General features: G+C 42.9%; 23 protein-coding genes and 1 tRNA gene. 12 read left to right on the top strand and 12 right to left on the bottom strand.

Features of this window, described 5'->3' with window-relative positions:
- Nucleotides 1–6: 6 nt before the first annotated feature.
- Complete coding sequence (locus tag ACWU4D_RS16390; RefSeq protein ID WP_456052526.1) at nucleotides 7–2142, top strand: EAL domain-containing protein; 2136 nt, start codon at nucleotides 7–9, stop codon at nucleotides 2140–2142.
- A 65-nt stretch (nucleotides 2143–2207) separates the two neighbouring features.
- Here ACWU4D_RS16390 and ACWU4D_RS16385 read toward each other — a convergent pair whose 3' ends face one another.
- The 4 genes from ACWU4D_RS16385 to gap form a co-directional block, all read right to left on the bottom strand.
- Nucleotides 2208–2573, bottom strand: coding sequence for a hypothetical protein (locus ACWU4D_RS16385; RefSeq protein ID WP_456052525.1), 366 nt, complete (start codon nucleotides 2571–2573; stop codon nucleotides 2208–2210).
- Between the two features lie 143 nt (nucleotides 2574–2716).
- Nucleotides 2717–3538 (bottom strand): 23S rRNA (guanine(745)-N(1))-methyltransferase, encoded by an 822-nt coding sequence (rlmA, locus tag ACWU4D_RS16380; RefSeq protein ID WP_456052524.1) that lies wholly within the window; start codon nucleotides 3536–3538, stop codon nucleotides 2717–2719.
- Nucleotides 3539–3618: 80 nt separating this feature from the next.
- Nucleotides 3619–4509, bottom strand: a complete 891-nt coding sequence (locus tag ACWU4D_RS16375) for a D-hexose-6-phosphate mutarotase (RefSeq protein ID WP_456052523.1) — start codon at nucleotides 4507–4509, stop codon at nucleotides 3619–3621.
- A gap of 160 nt (nucleotides 4510–4669) precedes the next feature.
- Nucleotides 4670–5665 (bottom strand): type I glyceraldehyde-3-phosphate dehydrogenase, encoded by a 996-nt coding sequence (gene gap / locus ACWU4D_RS16370; RefSeq protein WP_456052522.1) that lies wholly within the window; start codon nucleotides 5663–5665, stop codon nucleotides 4670–4672.
- A 339-nt stretch (nucleotides 5666–6004) separates the two neighbouring features.
- Between gap and msrB the strand changes: the two genes are divergently transcribed.
- Nucleotides 6005–6418 carry a peptide-methionine (R)-S-oxide reductase MsrB gene (msrB, locus tag ACWU4D_RS16365; protein ID WP_456052521.1) on the top strand — a complete coding sequence of 138 codons (414 nt, stop codon included), beginning with the start codon at nucleotides 6005–6007 and terminating at the stop codon, nucleotides 6416–6418.
- Nucleotides 6419–6474: 56 nt separating this feature from the next.
- Here the strand turns inward: msrB and ACWU4D_RS16360 are convergent, their stop codons facing one another.
- Nucleotides 6475–7305 carry a DUF2989 domain-containing protein gene (locus ACWU4D_RS16360; RefSeq protein WP_456052520.1) on the bottom strand — a complete coding sequence of 277 codons (831 nt, stop codon included), beginning with the start codon at nucleotides 7303–7305 and terminating at the stop codon, nucleotides 6475–6477.
- Between the two features lie 92 nt (nucleotides 7306–7397).
- Here ACWU4D_RS16360 and ACWU4D_RS16355 point away from each other — a divergent pair, with 92 nt between their 5' ends.
- Nucleotides 7398–7685 carry a YeaC family protein gene (locus ACWU4D_RS16355; protein ID WP_456052519.1) on the top strand — a complete coding sequence of 96 codons (288 nt, stop codon included), beginning with the start codon at nucleotides 7398–7400 and terminating at the stop codon, nucleotides 7683–7685.
- Between the two features lie 51 nt (nucleotides 7686–7736).
- On the opposite strand, the gene ansA is transcribed toward ACWU4D_RS16355, so the two are convergent.
- The 3 genes from ansA to purU form a co-directional block, all read right to left on the bottom strand.
- A complete protein-coding gene (gene ansA, locus ACWU4D_RS16350) occupies nucleotides 7737–8750 on the bottom strand; it encodes an asparaginase (protein ID WP_456052518.1) in 1014 nt (337 codons plus the stop codon).
- 116 nt (nucleotides 8751–8866) lie between these two features.
- Nucleotides 8867–10711 carry a signal peptide peptidase SppA gene (gene sppA, locus ACWU4D_RS16345; RefSeq protein WP_456052517.1) on the bottom strand — a complete coding sequence of 615 codons (1845 nt, stop codon included), beginning with the start codon at nucleotides 10709–10711 and terminating at the stop codon, nucleotides 8867–8869.
- 209 nt (nucleotides 10712–10920) lie between these two features.
- Complete coding sequence (purU, locus tag ACWU4D_RS16340; RefSeq protein ID WP_456052516.1) at nucleotides 10921–11754, bottom strand: formyltetrahydrofolate deformylase; 834 nt, start codon at nucleotides 11752–11754, stop codon at nucleotides 10921–10923.
- A gap of 318 nt (nucleotides 11755–12072) precedes the next feature.
- Between purU and ACWU4D_RS16335 the strand changes: the two genes are divergently transcribed.
- The 6 genes from ACWU4D_RS16335 (at nucleotide 12073) to rnd (ending at nucleotide 19040) form a co-directional block, all read left to right on the top strand.
- Nucleotides 12073–13980, top strand: coding sequence for an ATP-dependent DNA helicase (locus ACWU4D_RS16335; RefSeq protein WP_456052515.1), 1908 nt, complete (start codon nucleotides 12073–12075; stop codon nucleotides 13978–13980).
- A gap of 45 nt (nucleotides 13981–14025) precedes the next feature.
- Entirely contained in the window at nucleotides 14026–14724 is a 699-nt protein-coding gene (tsaB, locus tag ACWU4D_RS16330) for a tRNA (adenosine(37)-N6)-threonylcarbamoyltransferase complex dimerization subunit type 1 TsaB (protein ID WP_456052564.1), read from the top strand.
- A gap of 20 nt (nucleotides 14725–14744) precedes the next feature.
- On the top strand, nucleotides 14745–15170 hold the full coding sequence (locus ACWU4D_RS16325) for a chromosome partitioning protein ParA (RefSeq protein ID WP_456052514.1): 426 nt from the start codon (nucleotides 14745–14747) through the stop codon (nucleotides 15168–15170).
- 45 nt (nucleotides 15171–15215) lie between these two features.
- The gene (locus ACWU4D_RS16320) at nucleotides 15216–16100 is read left to right on the top strand and encodes an alpha/beta fold hydrolase (RefSeq protein WP_456052513.1); all 885 of its coding nucleotides are present in this window, start codon (nucleotides 15216–15218) and stop codon (nucleotides 16098–16100) included.
- 39 nt (nucleotides 16101–16139) lie between these two features.
- Nucleotides 16140–17813, top strand: a complete 1674-nt coding sequence (gene fadD / locus ACWU4D_RS16315; RefSeq protein WP_456052512.1) for a long-chain-fatty-acid--CoA ligase FadD — start codon at nucleotides 16140–16142, stop codon at nucleotides 17811–17813.
- A 90-nt stretch (nucleotides 17814–17903) separates the two neighbouring features.
- The gene (gene rnd / locus ACWU4D_RS16310; RefSeq protein WP_456052511.1) at nucleotides 17904–19040 is read left to right on the top strand and encodes a ribonuclease D; all 1137 of its coding nucleotides are present in this window, start codon (nucleotides 17904–17906) and stop codon (nucleotides 19038–19040) included.
- A 109-nt stretch (nucleotides 19041–19149) separates the two neighbouring features.
- On the opposite strand, the gene minE is transcribed toward rnd, so the two are convergent.
- The 3 genes from minE to minC are packed head-to-tail and all read right to left on the bottom strand — an operon-like array spanning nucleotide 19150 to nucleotide 20979.
- Entirely contained in the window at nucleotides 19150–19413 is a 264-nt protein-coding gene (gene minE / locus ACWU4D_RS16305) for a cell division topological specificity factor MinE (protein ID WP_456052510.1), read from the bottom strand.
- A 5-nt stretch (nucleotides 19414–19418) separates the two neighbouring features.
- Nucleotides 19419–20231, bottom strand: a complete 813-nt coding sequence (gene minD, locus ACWU4D_RS16300) for a septum site-determining protein MinD (RefSeq protein WP_456052509.1) — start codon at nucleotides 20229–20231, stop codon at nucleotides 19419–19421.
- A 19-nt stretch (nucleotides 20232–20250) separates the two neighbouring features.
- Complete coding sequence (gene minC, locus ACWU4D_RS16295) at nucleotides 20251–20979, bottom strand: septum site-determining protein MinC (protein WP_456052508.1); 729 nt, start codon at nucleotides 20977–20979, stop codon at nucleotides 20251–20253.
- Between the two features lie 197 nt (nucleotides 20980–21176).
- Between minC and ACWU4D_RS16290 the strand changes: the two genes are divergently transcribed.
- Both ACWU4D_RS16290 and ACWU4D_RS16285 read left to right on the top strand, forming a co-directional pair.
- The gene (locus ACWU4D_RS16290; RefSeq protein ID WP_456052507.1) at nucleotides 21177–21458 is read left to right on the top strand and encodes a YcgL domain-containing protein; all 282 of its coding nucleotides are present in this window, start codon (nucleotides 21177–21179) and stop codon (nucleotides 21456–21458) included.
- Between the two features lie 19 nt (nucleotides 21459–21477).
- Nucleotides 21478–22452 carry a lytic murein transglycosylase gene (locus ACWU4D_RS16285; RefSeq protein ID WP_456052506.1) on the top strand — a complete coding sequence of 325 codons (975 nt, stop codon included), beginning with the start codon at nucleotides 21478–21480 and terminating at the stop codon, nucleotides 22450–22452.
- A 115-nt stretch (nucleotides 22453–22567) separates the two neighbouring features.
- Here the strand turns inward: ACWU4D_RS16285 and folD are convergent, their stop codons facing one another.
- Nucleotides 22568–23425 carry a bifunctional methylenetetrahydrofolate dehydrogenase/methenyltetrahydrofolate cyclohydrolase FolD gene (gene folD / locus ACWU4D_RS16280; protein WP_456052505.1) on the bottom strand — a complete coding sequence of 286 codons (858 nt, stop codon included), beginning with the start codon at nucleotides 23423–23425 and terminating at the stop codon, nucleotides 22568–22570.
- Nucleotides 23426–23628: 203 nt separating this feature from the next.
- Between folD and ACWU4D_RS16275 the strand changes: the two genes are divergently transcribed.
- Nucleotides 23629–23705, top strand: a tRNA-Arg gene (locus ACWU4D_RS16275).
- Nucleotides 23706–24007 lie beyond the last annotated feature (302 nt).

The following is a 24007-nucleotide window of genomic DNA, read 5'->3' as shown; positions in this document are numbered from 1 at the left end:
GCCATAGTGTTACGTTCATTAAAAACAATACTAACCGGTGTACGAGGTAAGTTCCTTTTGATTAGCACATTATCGATTGTGATATGTGCTTTGGCGGTTTTCTTTGTCTCTTTAGAAGAGCATGAACAAATTTACCTTAATTCGGTTGAAGATAATATCGAGGCGTTGGCTGCGAATGTTGCCGATGATCTTCTTCTCTATCTTGTTGATCAGCCCGATAGTTTTGAACTCAAGAACCAGCTTCTCATTTTTGAACGCTACGATCATATTATTTCTGCATTTATCTATGATGAGAAGTGGCAGGTTCTAGAAAGGTATATTAGCCCAAAGATCACTCCAATTCCTTTAAATGGATACATGTTTTCGAGCGAAAGCACACCGTCGGAGCTGCCCATTGGGGTTAGTCGAATTGAAGATCATTTAGTCGCGGTGTACCCAATTGGTGATGTCGCTGATCCAATTGGCTTTTTGCAAGTTGTTCAAGATTTTAAAACTCCTATTGTTAAAAGTCGTGATGCACTTTTTGCTACCGCGATGCCACTTGTGGTGATTGTCCTACTCATTTCGCTCTCACTGACTTGGTATTTCTTTCAACATCTGTTTGCGCCTCTCATTGATTTATCTGAATTTACACGATTAATTGGGAGAACTCGCGATTACACATTACGTTTTAAAACGAAAGGTAACGACGAAATTTCTAATTTGAGCCGCGATGTCAACTCGATGCTTGAGACGATTAATAAAGAAAACAAGTTAAACAAGGAGCAGAATGCCATCCTACGCACTCAGCAAGACTCTATGTATCAGCTTGCTAATTTTGACCAACTGACCGATCTACCAAATCGACGCAATATTATTGAATTTTTAGATCTTCATTTGGAAACAGCAAAGATTCAACAAAATGAAGTGGCGATTCTCTATTTTGATGTTGATAGTTTTAAGGCTGTAAATGATCGATTAGGGCATGAAACGGGCGATAAACTGCTGATAAAAATCAGTCAAGAAGTGAAATCTTGCATGCGCCCCAATGACATTCTTGCTCGCTTAGCTGGTGACGAATTTTTGGTTGTATTGATTGATGGTATCGATATTGAACTAGTTAGAACGATTGCCGCTCGTATCATCGAGCAATTTAAATCACCCGTAAAGGTCGGAAAATGGGAAATACACACCGGTGTTAGTATTGGAATTTCTTTGGGGAGTCAGGCGAATTATAGTGTTGATTCTTTGATATCGAATGCCGATATCGCGATGTATGTATCTAAGAATGAGGGACGTGGGTTAGCGACGGTATTTGAGCCGAAGATGCTAAATGAGAATAGTAGAAAGCTTCAAATCGTAAATCTAATTCCACAAGCGCTTGAAAATAAGGAATTTAGTTTACGCTATCAGCCGAAAGTCTCGAGCGCTGGGAATATTGACTCTGTCGAAGCTCTGATCCGTTGGGAAAGTCCCGATCTTGGCTTCATTTCGCCAGGTGAGTTTATTCCTATTGCCGAAAGTGGTGGACGTATTGGGGATATTACTCACTGGGTTATATCTAATGTTGCTCAAGATTTGAATCAGATATTGGAAATTTGTGGTGCTGACACGGTTGTGTCATTGAACATCTCCTCGAAAGACTTGTTGATACCAAATTTAGAGCAGCACATTCTGTCTTCGTTACAAAAAAATGGGCAAAGTATTCGGTCACTACAATTTGAGATAACAGAATCAAGTTTTCTTGAAGAGTTTGATATTGCCAATGACTTCTTTTCACGAATACGATCATTAGGTGGAACGATAGCTCTAGATGATTTTGGGACAGGATATTCGTCACTGAGTTACCTGACACGTATCGAAATTGATACGTTAAAGATTGACAGGCAATTTGTCTTTAATGCATTGAATAGTGAAAAAGACGCAATGGTACTGAATTCTATTATCGAATTGTCGAATAAAATGGACTTGTTCAGTTGTTGCGAAGGTATTGAAACAGCAGAGCATGCGATTTATTTGATCGACCTAGGGTGCAATAGCTTACAGGGATATTATTTTGCTCATCCGGTCACCATTGATCAGCTCGATCATGCGGTATCAGTCGCCAAGACGAATTATCGAGATTTGTATCCTACAGAGTCTCATATACACAGTGTTAGTTAGCGAAAATAAAGCCAAGTGATTGAACTTGGCTTTATTTTTAACAGTGGGTGTCGTTACGTAATTATCTAGGCAAGTGCAAGTAAGATTGTTCCAATTGTTGCTGCACCAGAGAGATATTGACCGGCAGAGTAGGAATCGTCTTTTTCTTCTTCAAGTTTTTCTGGATGCTCCATACCCAGTGCACCATAAGTGAAGGACTCCACTTTATCACCAACGGTTTTATCTTTATCGCTGGCTTTAGCCTCTTTTCCTTCTATGTCTTGGAGAGCACTAAGCAGTGCTTTGCCTTCTTCAGACAGAGTCACTTTATTTGCTTCTACTTTTGTTACAGATTCTAATAACGTTGCTTTGTCAGGCTTCTCGGGAGAATCCTTCGGTTTAAGTATTGAAGATGTATTCGTTATTGTATTATCTGTTTTTGCTACATCCATAACATGCTCCCACCAGTTTCCTCATGACTATATCGGCGTGTAAAGCGAAATGTTGAGCACTATTTCATCATTATTTTCTGAAGGTGCTCATTTTATCGTCTACTAACGGTTAGGATAGCAAGTATTACGCCAACCTGATCGAGTTATGCTGGTGGTGAGATTTTCTGGTAGATTCGAATCATAAAGTGGGCATCGCATTCAAACACCGATTGCTGCGCTAGGTTAAATTTTACGCTTTCTGACGCTTTCCATGCAAAAGGGGTCATTTGCAATAAGTGGCTAGCATTTTCACCCGACAATGACATGGTGTAATGCAGCGCTTGCTCGTTGATCAATGAAAAATTGGGGATATTCTCGGGAGTCTCGTCATGCAGTCTCACATCTTGGTAAATCAGTGACTTAAGTTGGTAAAGGTGACGTCCAGCTGGTGTCACTGTGATAACGATACCTTTATCTTTAACAACTCGCATAAGTTCATCATCGTTGCATGGCGCGTAAATTCGAACTACAGCATCAAGGCCGTTATCTGTAAATGGGAGTCGCTGACTTGATGCGACACAAAAGTGGCTATCAGGGTAGGATTTCGCTGCGTAGCGAATGGCTATCTTCGAGATATCAAGACCATAGACAGAGGCTTTATGATTTGCCGCTGTCAACTGGCCTCGAAAGTAATCCGTGTAATAGCCTTCGCCGCACCCGATATCAAGTAGAGAACTTACTTGATTCTTTTGTAATAGATTACCGATGGCGTCGCGGAGAGGATGATAATGTCCAGTGGCAAGAAATTGCCGACGAGCGGTCATCATCTCTTTATTGTCGCCGGGATCTTTAGAACGCTTATGCTGAACCGGCATTAGATTGACATATCCTTCCTTTGCAATATCGAATTGGTGGTTATGTTCACAGGTATAACTGCCACTATTTTGTATTAATGTATTCTCACATAGCGGGCATTGGTAAGTCATAAATCACTCATTGGTTATTTCAAAAAAGTCAGGGTAGAAAGGTGAAAAGGGTAGGGGTTCTACCCTTTGTAATCGTAACGTTATAAAGGCTGATATCCAATACGAGTTGTCAAAATATGCGTTTCTTCTGGTTGAAGTGTTATTCCAGAAGAAAGACAAGGAGCATGAACGGTTGATTCAACACAAAACATGGTTAGGTATGCGTCGTTTTGCATGTCAGGCATTGATTGTGAACCCGCAGACCAAGGGTTCCATAGAACTGCTGAGTTATGGCCACTGTTTTCAACCAAAATTTGACGTTTTAATACTGGATCAGTCACCGTGATTTTATCTTCAGGTTTGGTGTAAACGCGATCAATTGTATCCGTTAATTGAAGAGAATCATCGCCTCTACAAATTTTACTATCAAGCAATTTATCGATGTATTCACTGCCCATCCCAGTCGTTGTCACTTGCTGGATATCGCCGACGTTGAGATAAGAATGCAGCGCACCCGAGAATGTCCAAGCTTTTGCGTCAGTATTGTTTATTTCAAGTTGTACATCTAGGGTGTCGGAAATCGCAATATGGAGCAGAAGGGAAAACTCATATGGCCAGATAGCGCGAGTTTCATCGTTGGCCGTTAAGCCTAGAGTTACGACCACTCCCTCGTTGCTTTCTCTATGTTCGACTAATGACCACTCTTGGATCCGGGCAAAGCCGTGTGCTGGATTTCCAATTCGACCAAACCAAGGCCAGCATAGCGGTATACCACCACGAATTGCGGTTTTTCCGTCCAACTTAGATTCTTGACTCATCCAAATGAGATCATCTTGACCATTTGGCGAGAAAGAGACGACGTGCCCACCAAATAACGAGATAGCAGCAGTAGCTTTCTCATGCAAGACACGGATTAACTTTAGTTGTTGGTATTCTACAATTGAAATGTTATTTGACAGCGCCGCTATGGCAGGAAGAGTAGAAAGATCCATAACATCTATTCCTTTTTGTTTTCTGCGAACAACAGGCACACGGAATATGGGTAATTATAATGAGAAGTGTGGATGATCACAGAGTAAGTGTAGTGAATTTCTGCAAATAAAAAGGCGACCATTGGCCGCCTTTATAAACAAGTTATGCTAAACGCTACTCTTATTTAGAGATGTGAGCGACTAGGTCAAGAACTTTGTTTGAGTAACCGATTTCGTTATCGTACCAAGATACAACTTTAACGAATTTATCGTTAAGAGCGATACCAGCAGCAGCATCGAATACAGAAGTACAAGTTTCACCGATGAAATCTTGAGAAACAACAGCGTCTTCAGTGTAACCAAGAACACCAGCCATTTCGCCTTCAGAAGCTTCTTTCATAGCTGCACAGATAGCTTCGTAAGAAGCACCGTTTTTAAGGTTAACTGTAAGGTCAACAACAGAAACGTTAGCAGTTGGTACACGGAAAGCCATACCAGTTAGAAGACCGTTTACTTCAGGAAGTACAACGCCTACAGCTTTAGCAGCACCAGTTGAAGATGGGATGATGTTTTGAGAAGCACCACGACCACCGCGCCAGTCTTTAGCAGATGGACCGTCAACAGTTTTTTGAGTTGCTGTAGTCGCGTGAACTGTTGTCATAAGACCAGATTCGATACCGAACTTGTCGTTAAGTACTTTAGCGATAGGCGCTAGACAGTTAGTAGTACAAGAAGCGTTAGAAACGATGTCTTGACCAGCGTAAGTGTCGAAGTTTACACCGTTAACGAACATTGGAGTCGCGTCTTTAGATGGACCAGTAAGAACGACTTTCTTCGCACCAGCAGTGATGTGCTGACGTGCAGTTTCGTCAGTTAGGAAAATACCAGTTGCTTCAGCTACAACATCAACACCGATTTCATCCCACTTAAGGTCTGTAGGGTTACGTTCAGCAGTAACGCGTACAACGTTACCGTTTACTACTAGGTTACCGTCTTTAACTTCAACAGTACCGTTAAAGCGACCGTGAGTTGAATCGTACTTTAGCATGTATGCCATGTAATCTACGTCGATAAGGTCATTAATACCTACAACGTCGATGTCATTGCGCTCTACAGAAGCACGGAATACGAAACGACCGATACGGCCAAAACCGTTGATACCTACTTTAATAGTCATTATTAGTTGCTCCACAACTTAATTTATGATGAAAGATAAACTGGTAGTAAAATTACAGAAACCAGTAACAATTCGCAACCGATAATCGGACTTAACTTGTTTAATGTCAAAAAAAAACTTAGCTTTTTTTTGCTATCGGCCGCGAGAGATTATATTTTTTACTTGTTGTTAAACCGTTCTTTGCTAGTTATAAGTACATAATTAACATTTCATTGGTACTGTTAAACATATCAATGAAGATTGTTAAGTATACGAAGTATGTGCTACAACACGTGATCAGTGCAAGTATTTCAGTGAAAAATTACAGTTTATTGTTGCGATTATAAAGGAAAATCGATAGTGGATGATACGTTTAATCAGGTGAATAAATCGGATGAATATTGGCGTCAACGCCTTACCAAAGAAGAATTTGACGTTTGTCGACTGCGTGGAACGGAAGCGCCATTTAGCGGAAAACTTCTGCATAATAAAAGTACAGGCTTATATCATTGCACATGTTGTTCTGTAGAGTTATTTCGCTCAGAAAATAAATATGATTCTGGCTGTGGCTGGCCAAGTTTTGATAAGCCGATAACAGAATCATCAATACGATACGTCGTTGATAATAGCCATGGAATGGTTCGTAGCGAAATTCGTTGCGCATCTTGCGATAGTCATTTGGGCCACGCCTTTGAAGATGGTCCTGACACTACTGGTATGCGCTACTGTGTGAATTCAGTGTCATTAATTTTCAAAAATGATGATGAAAATTGATCAAATGTAGTTTTTTACTTTCTAATAGTGCCATCTATATTTGTAAACGGTTTGAGTTAATTGATAGGGTCAGGGATGATATCTGAACGATATTTCCCCTTGTTTATCGCGCTGATAACATCTGAAACGATCTCGTTCAATTGGTCCATTTTTGTGTCGTCGAAATGGTAAAGTAACGCCAATTGGTCTTGGTCGACAATTGGGACGTTAAACTCCTTGGCGACCATTGCCCAAATGTATGACCGTTCCTTTTGATTGATTAACTGGTTGATACTGGCCAGTGATTCTAAGATTTCTGTATTTAGCTGTTTTGGCCCAGACGTTAATTCAAGAGCACGGTTAAGCAGCTTGAGAGTTTTGTTCTGGTCGACATCGGTATAGAAGGTAGCAAGGGCATATTGCAGTCGAGCCGTTTGGAGTTCAGGAGAACGCTCCATTTGGAGAAACTCTCTACGTGCATCTTTATCGTTATTTTGACTCCAGAGAAAGTAGAGCGCTTCCGGTGTACGGAATTGGTGGAGCTCGTTACTGATTCTATCGAGATTGTTGCCAGCATTGACTAATGATTCGAAGCGCCGCTGTTTCATAAGAGGTTTATCAATAGGTTGCAGTTGAGCAGCGACCTCCATGCAAAGGCGGTACTCTTGAGTCAATTGGTATTCTTTGATTTTATTCACGTCACTCGGATCTCTTAATACCGTTCGGCGATGCCAGATTAAATCGGTTCGGGTTATTCGGCATTGACCATCATTGATGTTAAGTTCATCGCAGCGAAGTTCAGGCGTCGCGGCACAAAGCTGCTTGGTATCGCGTTTATTTTCAAAACACCCAACCAACAAGGCTGATAACAAGATTGTTAGGCAGAGTTTTAGTTGTGCATTTTTCATAGGCTTGTGATCTATCACACCGATTTATTTTTCCCAACTTGACGCAAAATATATAGCGGCTATGTTGGTAAAAAATTTAAGAGAAATATGTTATGAATGTTCAACAGTTGGTCGACACAATCACTCCCGAAGCGTTTCAACGAATAGTCTATGCCGTTGAAACGGGCAAATGGCCTGAAGGTAATGCTCTATCACCAGAGCAAAGAGAATCTTGTATTCAAGCCATGATGCTCTATCAATCTAAGCATAATAAACAACCTGAACATATGACAGTTGCAGCGGGTGGAGAATTGCATATTAAGTCTAAAAATGAGTTCAAACAGTCATTTTCTAACGCTGGAGACGAGATATTACGTGTCAATCCTAACGATTCTGAATAAGTCAGTATCAATGAAGCAACCAAGGCTAGTGATTGCTACCTAGTTGTCGTTTTACAATGACATCTCACCCCGTAACACCAATTGCATTTGTTGTTTCACTTCTTCATAGCTGAGCTCTTTACTTAATAAGTAATGGAGCTTGGCTAGAGCCGCTTCTGGCGTCATGTCATAACCACTAATTACGCCAGCATCAGCAAGCGAACACCCTGTTGCATAGCCGCCCATATTGACTTTTCCGGCAAGACACTGAGTTAAGTTGATCACAATAACACCACGTTCGGAAGCTTCCTTTAATTGAGCTAATAATTCCGGGTTTTGAGGCGCGTTCCCAACGCCAAAAGTCAGTAAGATCATGGCATTGACGGGTTGTTGCAATGTGTTGCGAATGACCTCATGAGATATCCCCGGATACATCGTAATCACTCCGATAGGTTGAGGGGTGATCCGGCTAACATGAAACTTTTCTGGTACAGGCTTACTGAGCTGCACACCACTGCTGAGCTTGATGTTTATTCCTGCTTCAAGTAATGGCGGTAAATTGGGCGAAGTAAAGGCACTAAAACCATCTGCATGGGATTTAGTACTGCGATTGCCCCGCATTAGCTGGTTATTAAAGAAAAGTGTAACTTCATTTATTGGGTAATTCGCGGCGATGTGTAAAGCGTTTAAAAGGTTCGCTTGGCCATCTGAACGGAGTTGGGCAAGTGGTATTTGGGAGCCTGTTACAATGACCGGTTTACCAAGGTTTTCCAACATAAAAGACAACGCAGAAGCGGTGAATGCCATGGTGTCAGTGCCATGAAGGATGACAAAGCCGTCATATTTTTCATAGTTATCACGAATGTCATCCGCAATCTGTTGCCAATCCTTAGGGCTCATATCTGATGAGTCAATCAGGGGCTCATACTCATGAATGGTATAAAGAGGCATCTCAGAACGATGAAATTCAGGCATACTTTCGAGCTGCTTTTTCATGTAGCCCGCAACAGGAACAAAACCATGATCCGACTTTTGCATTCCGATCGTGCCGCCTGTGTAGGCGATATAAATGTGTTTTCTAGTCATTGAGAGGTCGACAGCTTAATTATAGGGAGTGCAAGAATTATAGCGGAATCTGAGGTGATCAGAAGAGGAACGTCGAAATCCGTATTTGACGTTCCTTTTCTAAATGGTTTTGTCTCTTATTCTGTCTGACAGGTAAGACACAAAGCGTATTGCCCGTGAGGGTCATTAAACTGATTCAATAGAGATACATCTGCGAGTACCTGATTGGAAACGCCTTTTAGTGCAGGAGGAATAACGCTCTCAAGTTGAATACCTATATGACTTTGAGCACCAGAAAGTAGTTCATTTAGAACTTGTTCAGTCATTGATTCCGGCTCTTTCAGCCACTGCAATCTATAATCACTGATATCAGCTAATGTCGCAGCGGCACTGACGGCATCATCAAAATCGCCTAATTGATCCACCAAGCCAAGGTTTAAAGCGTCTTTACCGGTCCATACGCGGCCCTGGGCAATCTTATCAACTTCAGCAAGTCCGATATCACGATTCTCTGATACAAGAGAAATAAAGGTCTTGTAGCCATTTTCAATCGCAAGTTGCATTGTTTGTTGGGCACTTCGAGATAAACCCTTTGTTACGCTTTCACCTGAAAATAGTGTTGTCCCAACACCATCGGTAGAGACACCGAGCTTATCCATGGCTTTTTCAAACGTTGGAATGACTGAAAAAATACCGATAGAGCCGGTGAGTGTTGTTGGCGATGCGATAATTTTATTTGCACTCATTGCAATCCAGTACCCACCCGACGCCGCAAGGCTGGACATTGATACGACTACCGGTTTATTTGCTGCTCTTAATTCTTCTATTTCGTTACGAATTACCTCTGAGGCAAACGCACTTCCACCTGGGCTATCGACTCGTAACACAACGGCTCTTACGTTTCTGTTGATACGTGCTTTGTGCAGTTGTGCAGCAATATCGTCACCACCTAAGCGTCCAGCGGGTTGATGTCCGTCCATTATGGCGCCACTGGCAACAATCACGGCGATTTGATCAGAGGAGTGAGATTCAGGGAAATTAATCGTCGATAAATAGTTATACAAACTGACACGTCGATAGCCACCATCATGATCGCTGCCGAATATGTCGGAAAGCTCTTGTCTGATCATTGGCCTAGAGGCTAGTTCATCCACCAAACCTAGGTTCAGTGCTAAGGTTGCCATGCTGCCATCGGCTTGTTTGAATTGACTGATAAATTGCTTCTCAGTCAAGTTCAACGATTGAGGTTCAATTTTACGATTCGTACTCACTTTATCCAAGTAAGAATCCCATAACTGATTTAACCAAACTAGGTTAGCTTTTTTGGCTTCAGGGGACATTCCGTTGCGGATAAAGGGTTCAACGGCCGATTTATAGGTACCAACACGAAAAACGTGAGTAGTAATATCCATCTTTTCTAATAGGCGACGGTAGTACATTGGATAGCTACTGTACCCTTTTAGTAATACGCCACCATTGGGAGACAGGAATACTTTGTCAGCATAACTTGCAAGGTAGTATTGACTCTGGCTGTAGAAGTCACCAGAGGCATAAACGGGTTTTCCGGATGTTTTAAACTCTTGCAGTGCTTTGGCTATGTAATCGAGTTTGGTGACATTGGTGTTCGCCATATTGCTAAGGCTAAGGACTATCCCTGTAATATTATCATCACTTTTTGCTGCACGAATGGCATCAACAATATCAAACAATACATTCTCTTGAGGTAAGGATTGTCCTAGTACTGAGTTACCTAGTGAATCGATGGCACTTACTCGTGTGCTCTTTTCGACAATTGGGCCTGAAATATTCAAGACTAATGCAGAAGGCTCAACTGTCGATTGCTCGATATCCGTTTTTTGATTGAAAGAGACAAAGATCAGGACAATGAGAGCAATAAAAATGAGATTAGCAAGCGCGACTCGAGTATAGGTAATGCATTTCCAAATTGTTTTTAATATCCAACCGAGATTTTTCAACAACATATTTTTTTTATTCTCCGCTAATTACCCTTTATTGATATATTAGCTTGGTGTGTTTTTTAGTTGATAGTCATCAATCCTACGTTATTCAGTTAAATAGAACAAATGTGCTACTCGTACCGAAGGTGGATCATGGCGATAGTATTAATAAAATGTAGTCAAAAAAAACGAGATAATCAGAAATTATCTCGTTTTTGTTTTATTTCGGAGCTTTATAAGATAACTGTTTTGTTTCCGTGAACGAACACATGGTCATTGAGGACTTTACTAAGTGCACGGCTTAACACGTTTTTTTCAACATCACGACCGGCCTGAGCCATGTCTTGCGCACTAAAAGAGTGATCGACTGGAATGACATCTTGTTTAATAATTGGCCCTTCATCTAAGTCGTTGGTGACAAAGTGAGCGGTGGCGCCAATAATTTTCACACCACGTTCAAATGCTTGTAGGTACGGCTTGGCACCGATAAATGCGGGCAAGAAACTGTGGTGAATATTAATAATACGTTTGTTGTATCTCTCGACAAAATTTGGCGTCAGTATGCGTATATATTTTGCCAGTACCAAATAATCAGCTTGGTAAGGATCGATAACAGCGCTTAACTGTGCTTCATGCTCTTCTCGGCTAAGTCCTTCATGAGACACATAGTGGTAAGGAATATCAAAGCGTTCAGTCAGCGATTGTAGAGTATTGTGGTTGCCCACTACGGCGGCAATCTCAACATCTAAGCTGCCATCGTAGCTTTTCATTAAAATATCACCTAAACAGTGCGCTTCTTTTGTTACAAGAATAACGATTTTCTTTCGACCAGAGTTGACGAGTCGGTGCTCTGCGCCATCTGGGAGTGCATGAGACAGATCGGCAAGTAAAGTACGATCGTTGAAATATCCTTCAAGCTCGGTACGCATAAAGAAGTGATTGGTTGAGTTATCAACAAATTCATTATTGTGAACGATGTTAAGTTCATGTTTGTAACAGATATTCGTGATCTTAGATATAAGACCCGGTGCATCATTACAATGTGTAAGGAGCGTTTTCTTTTCCATTAATAGGGATTCCGGCGACATTTTTTAGCTTCAATTATTAAATAGGTATGTATTAAGCGACGATTCGCTTTGCACTATAGGCGCTATAATTAATCTATTCTACCGAGACTTTCAACCGAATAACTAAACTAATTTACCTTGTCTTGATTTAACCAATCATTGTGGCCGCTATTTTGGCCACGTCTATCTTACGCTTGAACGCGATAGTAAAAGCAGAACTGTGCGCCTTTTTTATCAGTATTTAATTGCGATAATTGAGTTCGCGCTGTCGATTCAAACCTGCCATAATCGCTTTATCGATGACTTACGCTTTCTATTATGATCACCAAAGCATTCTCCCCCCAAGGCGCATTGGGGAAAGCCATAAAAGGATTTCAACCACGACAAGCTCAGATTGATATGGCGGTTGCCGTCGATAAAGCGATTCAGCAACAAAGTCAACTTGTGGTTGAAGCCGGAACGGGGACTGGGAAAACCTTTGCCTATCTTGTGCCCGCGTTATTGAGTAATCAAAAAGTCATTATCAGTACCGGTTCCAAAAACCTTCAAGAGCAACTGTTTCACCGCGATTTACCTCTAATAATGGAGGCATTGGGCTTCACCGGTAACGTTGCTTTGCTCAAAGGGCGCTCGAACTACCTATGTCATGATCGCTTGAGCCGTCAAATTGTCGAAACGCACCAACCTGATGTTGATGCACACTCACTTGGGCAACTAGTGAAAGTGCGCAGTTGGTCGTCGGAAACGAAAACGGGAGATTTGGGCGATTGTGATGCCATTGCCGAAGACAGCCCGATCATTTCCAGCATTACCTCCACTAACGACAATTGTTTAGGGAAAGAGTGTCCAAGCTTTAGCGACTGTTTTGTGTCTAAAGCGCGTCGTAAAGCAATGGAAGCCGATGTCGTTGTCGTAAACCATCATCTTTTTCTCGCCGATTTAGCAATCAAGGAAACTGGCTTTGGGGAGTTAATACCTGAAGCGAGTGTCTTTATTTTCGATGAGGCGCATCAGTTACCAGATATTGCCAGTCAATATTTTGGTCAGTCGTTGTCGACTCGGCAAATTCAAGAACTCGCAAAAGATATTGAAATTGGCTATCGCACGGAAGCGCGTGATATGCGTCAGCTGCAAAAAGTCGCGCAAAAAGTACAGCAAACCGGAGCGGACTTGCGAATTGTACTTGGAGATTCAAACTTTCGCGGTAATTGGCGTGAAGCACTAGAGAAGATTGAAGTGCAACAAGCTATCGAGCGTTTGAATGAATCTCTAGACTTTGCATTAGAAGTGCTTAAATTGGCTTTGGGGAGAAGTCAGTTACTGGATACGGCATTTGAGCGAGCATCCAATATTAAAGGACGGCTGGACCGTGTTTGTGATGTGAGCATTCCTGGGTATTCATACTGGTTTGATACCACGCCGCGTCACGCCTCTTTAAATATCACACCGCTTTCTGTTGCCGATAAATTTCATGAGCAAATGGGCTTACAGCCAGGGGCATGGGTATTTACCTCGGCAACCTTGGCGGTAAATAATGATTTTGGTCATTTCTCCAATCGCCTCGGGCTAACCCCTAAACAGCAGTTTTCGCTACCCAGCCCATTTGATTATCCAAGTCAGGCACGTCTGTGTGTGCCACGCTATTTACCCGAACCCAATAGCCCAGAAATGGCGAAAAAATTAGTCGAATACCTCTCTCCGGTTATTGAAGGAAATCAGGGACGCTGCTTTTTCTTATGTACGTCACACAGTATGATGCGTGACTTGGGTGAGCGATTTCGTGAAAGGCTTGATTTACCGGTATTGCTGCAAGGTGAAACCACCAAACAAAAAACGCTTTCGGAGTTTATGGAGCTGGGTAATGCACTTTTGGTCGCGACTGGCGCATTTTGGGAAGGAATTGACGTTAGAGGTGATACGTTGAGCTGTGTTATTATCGACAAATTGCCTTTTACCGCACCCGACGATCCTTTACTGAAAGCCAGAATTGAAGATTGTCGGATACAAGGTGGCGATCCTTTTGCTCAAGTTCAATTGCCCGATGCGGTTATTGCATTAAAGCAGGGCGTTGGACGTTTGATTCGTGATACCTCCGATCGTGGTGCGTTAATTATTTGCGATAATCGTTTGGTGACTCGAGAGTATGGCGCGCTTTTTTTGAAAAGTTTGCCGCCGATTCCTCGGACACGAGATTTGAATATTATTACCCAATTTCTGGCACAGTAAGAACACTGGTCGCCTAAGTTAAGAACAGTACAGATAGAGAACAATATAAGCATGAAAATTCTAGCAATTGATACTTCCACGGAGAATTGTTCCGTTGCCTTGGTGATCAATGATACGTATTTTGTCCGTCGAGAAATTGCGCCACGAGACCACACAAAAAAAGTGCTGCCTATGGTGGATGAAGTATTAAAGGAAGCTGGAGTGGCGCTTTCCGAACTCGATGCGTTAGCCTTTGGCCGTGGCCCGGGAAGCTTTACCGGTGTTAGAATTGGTATTGGTATCGCACAAGGCTTGGCTTTCGGTGCAGAGTTGCCGATGATTCCGGTATCAACTTTAGCGGCGATGGCACAAGGGAGCTATCGGGAATCCGGTAGTCACTGTGTCGCGAGCGCAATTGATGCGCGTATGTCTGAAGTATACTGGGCAAGGTATGAGCGTCAGTCAGACGGCGATTGGGCGTGTCTTGGTGACGAAATGGTGATACCACCGCAGCATTTAGCTGAGCTAAAGAACGATGATAAAGTATGGACTCAGGCGGGCACAGGATGGGATGCCTACCATGATGCGTTATCTGAGCTACAATTAGAGACAACAACAGGAAATGTCCTTTATCCCGATGCCGAAGATATGGCCTTTTTGGCTAAATTTGCTTTTGCTAAAGGGGATACCGTCACGGTGGAAGAGTCGAGTCCTGTGTATTTACGAGATAAAGTTGCGTGGAAAAAATTGCCGGGACGCGAATAGCATAACGGCAGGGGAAAAGTATGGTTTCGATTAACAATTCAACTGGCTTTGTGTTGCTCAATAACAACACCAACCTTAACTCGACTAAGCCGAATCAAGGGCAGGGTGTTGATCGTAATACGATGGCAAACACTAACGTTAGTAGAAGTGACGCGACGTCTTCAATTCAATCTACGGAGAAAAGCCATACTACCCAGTCGACTCAACCTGCTCACATTGCAGATAACCAATCGGTTATTACGTCACCAAGCTCAAAAAATGCCGTTGCTAGTGCCGTTGCTTTATCGGTCAAGGCAATGAAAAGCGATGACTATCAACAAAGCCAAGTGCAATATGATCTTCCAGAAGGAAAATCGCGTAAAGCAATGCAACAGTATTTTGACGTTATGTCGCACAACAAGAGAGAAGAGTTATCTCAAATGTTGGGTGTCGACATGTATGTTTAGCCTCTTTAGGTGTTGGTTACTTTCCTTTCAATTTAGAACTTCATCATGACATTTCAAACATCATTGCGCGCCTTTTATGTCGACGTAGAACCCATCAAAATTGCCTGTGTTGAATACGGAACCCCTTCAGCCGACAAACCCAGTATTGTCTATCTTCATGGTTGGCTTGATAACGCAGCCAGTTTTTATTCGGTGATGGAGCACGTCGCATTAACTGAGCCAAACACTCACCAAGTGGCATTTGATCTTGTCGGTCACGGTCACTCAAGTCACAAAGATTTGAGCAATTTTTATCCTTTTCACGACTATATCGATGATCTTCATCAGCTTTTACGTAAATTATCTCTCAAAAGTTGCGTTTTGGTGGGTCACTCACTTGGTGGATTAATAGCGAGTTGCTATAGTGCCGCCTTTCCTGAGCAAGTGCTCGGCCTAATTCAGATTGATGGTATTGGCCCTTTAGGCGAAGAGTCTGATAATGCGGTCGATCGACTGCGTAACGGGGTGATTAGTCGCCATCGTGTTCGAAGTAAGCCGCGTAAAGGATACGCCAGTTTTGAGGCTGCGTTAGCGCACAAAGTGAAGACGACGCAGTTAGATCAATCGTTGGTTTATGCTCTTGTTGAGCGAGGTGTTGAATGCTCGGATCAACAGTGGCGATGGAGAGCAGACAGTAAATTAAGCGCACAGTCGCTTTATCGAATGTCATGTGAACAAGTTGAACATTATTTAGCGCAGATAGAAGTGCCATTCGACATTGTCGTGGCTGAGAATGGTTTGGTGACGCAACGTAACGATCTATCGTGTTGGCGGCCCGATCATTCACAGATACACCATTTCTCTGGTGGCCACTATTGTCATTTAGAACATCCGAAACGTTTAGCGCAACTCGTTTGTTTACATTGGAACTCAATATCATTTCAACAATAAAAATAATCGGCAACCATGCCAATATTTAGGAGTATCGACGTGGAAAAGCCATGGTTAAAACGTTATCCCGATGGGGTACCGGAAACGATTAACCCTGATGAGTATTCATCGTTAATCGAAGTATTCGAACAGGCCGTAGCTAAGTACGGTGAGCAAACCGCATTTATTAATATGGGTGCGACGATGAGTTTTCGCCAACTTGAGGAACGTAGCCGTGCTTTTGCTGCGTACCTTCAAAATGATCTCAAGTTGGAAAAGGGCGATCGTGTTGCCCTGATGATGCCTAATCTATTGCAATATCCGGTCGCATTATTTGGGATTTTGCGAGCTGGTATGGTGGTGGTCAATGTGAACCCACTCTACACACCTCGAGAGTTAGAACATCAGTTAAATGATGCTCAAGTGAGTGCGATTGTTATCGTGTCTAATTTTGCCAACTCCTTGCAGCAAGTAATAAAGCGCACTTCCGTTAAACACGTCATCATAACCAATCTTGGTCAAATGTTGCCTCGTGTCAAAGGCACCGTGGTGAATTTCGTAGTGAAGTACGTTAAGCGTATGGTACCAAAATACTATATGCCGGGTGCGATTTCGATGCGAAAGGCGGTGCGCAAAGGTCGTGATCTTCCGTATACCAAGCCAGAGATAAGTAGCTCCGATACGGCGTTTTTACAATACACCGGTGGCACCACCGGTGGTTCGAAAGGTGCGGTATTAAGTCACCGAAATATGGTGGCTAACTTGATGCAGACGAGAGCGGCTTATGGTGCGGCTTTGACATCTGGAAAAGAGTTAGTGGTAACCGCATTACCGATGTATCACATCTATGCATTGAGTGTGAATTGCCTACTGTTTTTGGAAATGGGTGGCTGCAATCTATTGATTACTAATCCACGTGATATTCCGTCTTTTATCAAGGAACTAAAAGCTCACAATGTGACAGCTATGACTGGCGTCAACACGTTATTCAATGCATTGGTTAACAATAAGGAATTTGCTGAAGTTAATTTTGATCATCTTCATCTATGTGTGGGTGGTGGCATGTCGGTACAACGCGCGGTGGCTGAAAAATGGAAAGAGATCACCGGGCTTCATCTTCTCGAAGGATATGGCTTAACCGAATGCTCTCCATTGGTGGCGGGAAACCCTTATGACACCAAAGACTACACTGGATCGATTGGTGTACCTGTGCCTTCAACCGAGGTTCGTTTAGTCAATGAACATGGCGATGTGGTTGGCTTTGATCAGGTTGGCGAGCTACAAGTTCGTGGCCCGCAAGTGATGGCGCAGTATTGGAACCGACCGGAGGACACGAAAGAAGTCCTGGATGATGAAGGTTGGGTAAGTACTGGCGATATCGTACGTATGGATGAGCAAGGGCTGATTTATATTGTCGATCGCAAAAAAGACATGATTTTGGTCTCGGGTTTTAATGTTTACCCTAATGAGATCGAAGAAGTCGTTGCCATGCACCCTAGCGTAATCGAAGTGGCTGCGATCGGCCAACCTCACGAAGTGTCGGGAGAAGTGGTGAAGCTGTATGTGGTCAGAAAAGATCTCAAGCTCAGTGTCGACGATATTATTGCTCATTGCCGTAAGAACTTAACCGGTTATAAAGTTCCTAAGTTAATCGAATTTCGTCAAGAATTGCCGAAATCGAGTGTTGGGAAGATATTACGCCGCGCACTCCGTGAAGAAAATAATGCTAAATAAGTGACTTCACTAGATCAATCCGTAATAATGCCGACACAACGTCGGCATTATGCATTTATAAGCCACACATCAAATAAGAGAAGCAATTAGGTGAGTTATCAAATAATTACCCACTACGAGGATCTAGTGAAAACCTGTCAGGCTGCCAGATTGGCAGACACTGTGATGCTTGATACCGAATTTGTTCGAATTAGAACTTACCATCCCCGCTTGGGATTGATTCAATTATTTGATGGAACGACAACATCATTGATCGACCCCGTTGCGATTTCAGACTTAACTCCGTTAGCAGAATTGCTGCAAGACACCTCAGTACTCAAAGTGCTGCATGCTTGTGGTGAAGACATTGAAGTGTTTCAACATGCGTTAGGTTGTGTGCCAACCCCAATGATTGATACCCAGATTCTTGCTGCGTTTCTAGGTTATGGCGTCTCTACTGGGTTTGCAGCATTAGTGAAAGAGTATGTGGGTGTTGAGTTGGATAAAAGCGAATCTCGAGCCGATTGGATTGCGCGCCCTTTAACGGTAAAACAGCTCGATTACGCTGCGGCAGACGTGATTTATTTGGCCCCGCTATACACTGCCTTATTGGAAAAAGTGCAAGAAAAAGGGTGGTGGGAGTCTGCACTGCAAGAGTCTCAGTTACAAATCGATAAACGCTTACAAACAACCCCAGACGAGTTAGCGTACGTTGATATCAAAGGGGCGTGGAGCCTGAAACCCAGAGCATTGGCAACCTTACAACTTCTTGCCAAGTGGCGTCTCCATGAAGCACAAAGGCGAGATCTTGCGCTCAACTTTGTTATCCGAGAAAACGATCTTCTGCAAATTGCTCGTTTGGAATTATCCAGTGAACAGAGTATGGCGCAAGAAGGTATCGATCAGATGGCGTTAAAGCGTCATGGTCGAAAACTCATCCAGTTGGTTAAGCAAAGTGGTGATGTGGCCGAAGCAGACTATCCTGCTGCGATTGTTCCATTGAATGATTATCCCGGTTATAAACAGCTATTTAAGACCCTTAAAGACAAAGTGAAAAAAGCGTCGGAGCAAAGTGGATTATCGCCAGAATTTATTGCTTCTCGTAAGCAAATCAATCAGCTCATTAGCCATCAGTGGAAAGCCGAAGGCAAACGAAGTGAGCAACTACCCGATTTGATGAAAGGATGGCGTAAAGAGCTTGTGGGGCTAATGCTGCAAGAACTTATCCCAACTGCACCCAAGATGTAAACGTTAACTGTGCATTTGATGATGTCGAAGAATTAACACAGGTAAAGATGCGAAAGTAATAATAAAAAAGGGAATCGATTGATTCCCTTTTTTGGTTTTTGAACCTGAACTACTTCACTTCATCTGGAAGCTTGACGTTGAGCTCAAGAACGGAAATATCGTCATCTTTTGAATCAAAAGAGAGATCAACCATATTGGGATCAATGTCGACGTATTTTGCAATCACTTCAAGAATGTCTTTCTTCAACTGCGGAAGATAGCTTGGCGCTGGATCTTCCTGACTTCTGCGTTCTGCAACAATGATTTGCAAACGTTCTTTAGCAACATTCGCGGTGGCTTTTTGCTTAGGACGAAAAAACGAAAGTAATGACATATCACTTAACCTCCGAATAGTCGTTTGAAGATGCCTTTTTTCTGTTCAGTCAGAAAACGGAATTTCACTTCATTACCTAACAGGCGCTCAACCGCATCGCCATAGGCCTGGCCAGCACTAGACTCTTCGTCAAAGATGACAGGTACGCCACTGTTTGATGCATTCAGTACCGCTTGGCTTTCTGGAATAACACCTAGCAATGGAATGTGAAGAATTTCTTCCACATCTTCTACGCTTAACATTTCACCTGTCGTCACTCGAGCTGGGTTGTAGCGAGTAATCAATAAGTGTTGTTTAACAGGCTCTTCTGCTTGTTCAGCACGCATCGATTTTGAATCTAATATGCCAAGGATACGGTCTGAGTCACGAACAGAAGAGACTTCAGGGTTGGTGGTTATGATGGCTTCATCGGCGTAGTAAAGTGCCATCAATGCACCTTGTTCGATCCCTGCAGGTGAATCACAGATAACGAAATCAAAGTCCATTTCACTGAGTTCATTAAGAATGCGCTGAACGCCTTCTTTGTTAAGTGCGTCTTTATCACGTGTTTGTGATGCAGGAAGAATAAATAGGTTCTCTGAACGCTTATCTTTAATTAGAGCTTGATTAAGCGTTGCTTCACCGTTGATAACGTTAACGAAGTCATAGACGACGCGACGCTCACAACCCATGATCAAATCGAGGTTACGCAGACCGATATCGAAATCGATCACAACCGTTTTTTTGTCTCGTAATGCCAGTCCAGCGGCAATCGCTGCACTTGACGTTGTTTTTCCTACACCACCTTTACCTGATGTAACAACAATAATGCGTGCCATTTGTTTTCCTTATTTATTCTTATACTGTGAGAAGATCGACATTTAAGGTATCGGTCGTTGTGGTAACGACGACATGCTTTTGCCAAAGTTCTTCACCAATTTGATCACTAACCCAGTAATTTCCAGCGATGGAAATCAGTTCTGCTTGCAGGTCGCTACAAATAATTGTGGCGTCTTTATGACCTTTTGCTCCGGCAATCGCGCGTCCACGCAATGTGCCATAGATATGGATAGAACCGTCCGCGATAACTTCTGCGCCTGCGCCTACGTTATTAAAAATCATTAAATCACAATTCTTAGCGTAGATTTGCTGACCAGAACGTATTGGCGTGCGGATAATCTTCGTCGGAATCATTTCTGGTTCCGACGCTTGAACAGGTGCCGCCTCAACTTGAGCGCGAGGCACCGGTTTCTCGGCTGGTTCCTCAATCGCAACTTTTGGTGTTTTGCTTGCTTTTAATACGGCAAGGCCGGCATTTGTCGCTTCTTCTTGAATTCGTTTATCTTTGAATCCAGTGATGCCGACAGGGATTAACCCAGCTTGAGATATGCCATCTTTTAGCGCGTGATAATCGATGTCTTCTTCCACTTGAGAGATATCAATCACAATTGGAGCTGAAGAGAAAAAAGCAGGAGCTTGTGCTACTTTCTCCTTTAGGAAATCGACGACATTGGTAATTTCGTTATCTGCCAAGTGGAGTACTGACAACGTAAAACTACTGCCTTTTAGGTCAGGAGATGTAGACATTAAAAATATAGACCTCAACCAGTGAAACAATTCAGAAAGGAACTTGCCTGAAACTAGACTTGCCATGTTATATTCACTGTATGAATTCAGCAAGTTATCTGACTTTTAATTGACTCAAATTCACACAAAATAGCAAATGAATTCTATTTTGCGACATCACTTCAAGTAAACTGATTAAAAACTAGGAAAGTTACGCCATGCTCTGCACTATTTACAAAGGTTCCAAGAAGGAAGGTGCTTACCTTTATATTCTAAAGAAAGATGATTTCTCTGCTGTACCTGAGCCATTGATGACGATGTTCGGTAAACCGACACTCGTAATGACAATGCTTCTTGATGGGAAAACACTTGCCCGTGTGGATGTGGATAAGGTGACCGAATCGCTCACCAATGACGGTTATTTTTTGCAAATGCCACCGCCACCAGAAAACCTTTTAGAAGAACATAAATTACGCAAGAAAGAACAAAATAAAAGCTGACAGATAACAAGGAGAAATAATGAGATTGAGTTGGTCAGTTGGATTAGGCATGTTGCTCAGCCTACCATTAAGCGCAAATGAAGTTCCGTTCGATACCTACATTGAAGGGCTAAAACAACAAGCGCAACAGGAAGGGATCAGTCAAAATATCATCGATCAGGCATTTGAAGGCGTAACCCATCGACCTAGAGCGGTTAAGGCAGACAAAAGCCAGCCTGAGAAAAAACTGACATTGGATCAATATATCCCACGTGCGGTACCGCAATGGAAAGTGGACCAAGCTCGCGAACTCTATGACAAGCATTATAAAGATTTGCAGCGCATTGGTGATGAATATGGCGTTCAACCGCGTTTCATTGTTGCCTTGTGGGGGGTGGAAAGTAATTTTGGTCGCTTCACCGGCGGGTACAAAGTTATCGATGCGTTGGCAACGATGTCGTACGACGGTCGCCGAGAAGAATTCTTCCGCAAAGAAACCATGGCTGCACTGAAGATCCTTGAGGAAGGGCACATTTCTATCGCAAACATGAAAGGCTCATGGGCCGGTGCGATGGGACAATGTCAATTTATGCCAAGCTCATTTTTGAACTTTGCAGCCGATGGTAATGGCGATGGTAAGAAAGATATCTGGACCACTGAATTGGATGTCTTCGCGTCTGCCGCAAATTATCTAAAACAATCAGGTTGGGATGATGATTATACTTGGGGTCGTGAGGTAAAAGTACCAAAAGGAGTGAGCCGCGATGTAGAAGGTCGTACCAAAGACAAAGCTAAATACCTCCAGCAATGGGGTGAATTAGGCGTTACTCGTCTCAATGGCAATCCACTGCCCAAGTTAGATGAAGATATTCATGCGTGGTTAATTCGTCCTGATGATGAAAATGGACGTTCGTATCTCATCTACAACAACTACAATGTGTTAATGAAATGGAATCGATCGTATTACTTTGGTGTTGCTGTGAGTACGTTGGCGGATCGAATCGTTCGTCGCTAAATTAGTGTTTTACTCTGTTCTAATATTCTCTAGAGATCAAATAGCCCCAATCGTTGTGAAACGGTTGGGGCTATGTGTATTTTAAGGCGTTCTTGGATGCTTTAGTTACAGCACTTTATTTGGTGTGGAACTGCTCACAGGCCAATAAGGTATTTTCAATCAAACTTGCCACTGTCATTGGGCCAACACCGCCAGGAACGGGGGTAATAAAACTGGCTTTGGTTTTTGCAACGTCGTACTCAACATCGCCCGCTAATTTTCCAGATTCGAGTCGGTTAATGCCGACATCGACCACAACGGCGCCTTCCTTCACCCAATCACCGGGAATGAAATTCGGTTTTCCGACGGCAACAACAAGTAGGTCGGCCTGTCTAACGTGACCTTCAAGATCTTTGGTAAAACGATGGCAAGTTGTTGTGGTACAACCCGATAACAGAAGTTCCAGTGTCATTGGGCGACCAACGATATTTGATGCACCAACGATCACGGCATGTTTACCACGAAGCTCAATGTTGTAGCGCTCTAAAAGGGTGACGATACCTTTAGGCGTACAAGAGCGAAGCTTTGGCATACGTTGTGCGAGTCGGCCAACGTTATAAGGGTGAAAACCATCGACATCTTTTTCGGGAATAATACGCTCAAGAACTTGAGTGGACTCTAAGCCAGCAGGAAGAGGGAGTTGAACCAAAATACCATCAATCTCAGGGTCGTCATTCAGTTGATCAACAACTGCAAGCAACTCTTCTTGCGTGGTTGTCACCGGTAAATCATACGATTTTGAAACAAACCCAACTTCTTCACAGGCACGACGTTTGCTGCCTACGTAAACCTGAGAAGCCGCATCTTCTCCGACTAATACCACCGCGAGGCCAGGAGCTCGTAGTCCTGCTTCAACACGCGCTTTAACGCGAGCCGCCACTTCCGAGCGTACCGTTTTAGATATTAGTGTTCCATCGATGTTTTGAGCTGTCATGGTTTTCCTTTCACATTTTTTCGCAAAAAAATTTGAGCGCATTGTCGCAGATTATAGCGTGATATTCCACAGGCAAACGTTTGCTAATGGTGCGTATTTCGCGTTAAATTTTTGGATGTGCTAACTTTTTAGGCACTTAGGTGAGAATATCTGATAAAGCGATTGATTTACGCTTCGTTACTCGTATAATTCCCTCCATCAGCGCGCCCTTAGCTCAGCTGGATAGAGCACCTGCCTTCTAAGCAGGTGGTCACAGGTTCGAATCCTGTAGGGCGTGCCATTTATTCCATAAAACCCCGATAGCTCAATGAGTTATCGGGGTTTTGTCATTCTTGCACCGCCTCGGTGACGCCTGCGCTCAATAAAGACGCTTTTCCTTTCAGTATTTCCGCTTAATTATTGTCGTATTTTTGTTTTTTATACTGCTTCTTTGTCATTGATGCAAAGAAGGAAGTTCTATCTAAAAATCCGTTGTCGTTTTGTTGTTCGAGAGCATTAAGTCTAACGGGCTGTGTGTTCCAGCGAAGTGCTGCCCTAAAACATGGGTATAGATTTGCGTTGTAGAAACATCGCTACGGCCTA

Source organism: Vibrio phycocola (assembly GCF_053850235.1).
The sequence above is the reverse complement of the archived record's forward strand: the minus strand, read 5'-3'. Positions and strand labels throughout refer to the sequence as shown.